We start from the raw sequence: 1,492 nt of genomic DNA on the forward strand, positions 1-1,492 counted from the left end.
TGGAAGAGCAGCAGGATGGGCGCATCGGCCCGTTCGGGAAGGGGGTGCGCCCAGGCCAGTTCCACAAAATCCCCGTCCGGCAGCTCGAGGATCTCGGTCTCGGTGGTGATGCTCGGTGTCGGCAAGAAGCGAGGCAGCAGGGTCTGGACATGCCGATTGCCTAGCCCGGGCGGCGAGCGGAAGTCGGCAGCGTGCCAGGTGGAGGTCATCGCAGCGTCACGCCGGTGGGGTGAGGTTGTCGTGACCGGTGGAGGTGATCACCACGTTGTCCTCGATGCGGATGCCGCCATGGTCGGCCAGGCGCTCGACCAGCGACCAGTCGATGTCATGGCTCACCGCGCGCTCCTTCAACGGTGCCAGCAGCATGGGGATCACGTAGAGTCCGGGTTCCATGGTGACCACCATGCCGGCCTCCAGTTCCCGGGTGAGGCGCAGGGCGGGGTCCCGCTCGGGCGGTGGCAGTGGCCGACCCGCGCCGTCCACCCGGCCGGCCACGTCATGGACCTGCAGGCCCAGCGAATGGCCCAGGCCATGGGGGCAGACGGCCCGGGTGATGCCCTGGTTGACCGCGGCCTCTGGCGTGCAGTGGACCAGCCCCTGGTCGGCCAGCAGCTCTCCCAGGCCCCGGTGCATGCGCTGGTGCAGGTCCACATAGTGTACCCCTGGCGTCAGTGCGTCGATCAGTTGGCGTTGCAGCGCCGTGACCCCCTCGATCAGCGGCGCGAAGGCGGGTTCGGCGTGGGGACCGGCCCAGGTGCGGGTGATATCGGCGCAGTAGCCCCGGTGGCGATGGCCGGCGTCGAGCAGCAGGCTACGCCGTCCCGTGGGGGCGACGCTGTCGTAGTGCTGGTAGTGCAGTACGCCACCATGGGCGTTGAGCCCGACGATGTTGCCGTAGGGCAGGGCGGACTCCCGCTGGCGGGAGGCGCTCAGGTAGGCGAGTTGGATATCGAGCTCGGCTCCACCCTCCAGAAAGGCGTATCGTGCCGCGCGATGGCCGGCCATGGCTTGTTTGTTGGCGCTGCGCAAGCAGGCGATCTCGTAGTCGCTCTTGCGGATTCGGCCCTCGTCCAGGGCGCTCACCAGGGCTGCCGGGTTGCAGGCGGCGCCGAGCGTCTCGGCGCGCGCTGAGGACACGTCGCCGAGCACGGCGAAGCGACCGGCTGGCAGGGTGGGCGGGTTATCGTCGCGGCCCATCTCGATCTCGAAGGTTTCCACCCAGGGCTCGTCGGGCAGGCGGGCCGGCAGGTGCCAGAAGTCGTCCGGGGCATGGACCTTGAGCCTGGGTCGCTGGCCCGGGCGGATCAGCAGCCAGCTGCGCGCTAGGTCGGCTTGGCCGGTCCAGTGCATGAAGTGGCCGTAGGCGGCGAAGCTCGCCTCCTGGTCGTCGGCGAAGTGACAGCGGGGGTGGCCGCTGTAGAGCAGTACCCCATCGAGGCCCAGGCGTGTCAGCACCTCGCCATAGGCCTGTTGCAGGGCTGCGAGGTGGTCT

At 69.3% G+C, this 1,492-nt stretch carries 1 protein-coding gene and 1 pseudogene; both read right to left on the minus strand.

The features are described from left to right. A pseudogene (locus RI841_RS01100) lies at positions 1-209 on the minus strand (hydrolase); the annotation flags it as partial. 7 nt (positions 210-216) lie between these two features. Beyond that, positions 217-1,492: Xaa-Pro dipeptidase (gene pepQ / locus RI841_RS01105; protein WP_310703691.1), on the minus strand; the 1,276-nt coding region annotated here is incomplete at its 5' end.

Source organism: Halomonas sp. (genome assembly GCF_031581305.1).
GTDB lineage: Bacteria > Pseudomonadota > Gammaproteobacteria > Pseudomonadales > Halomonadaceae > Halomonas.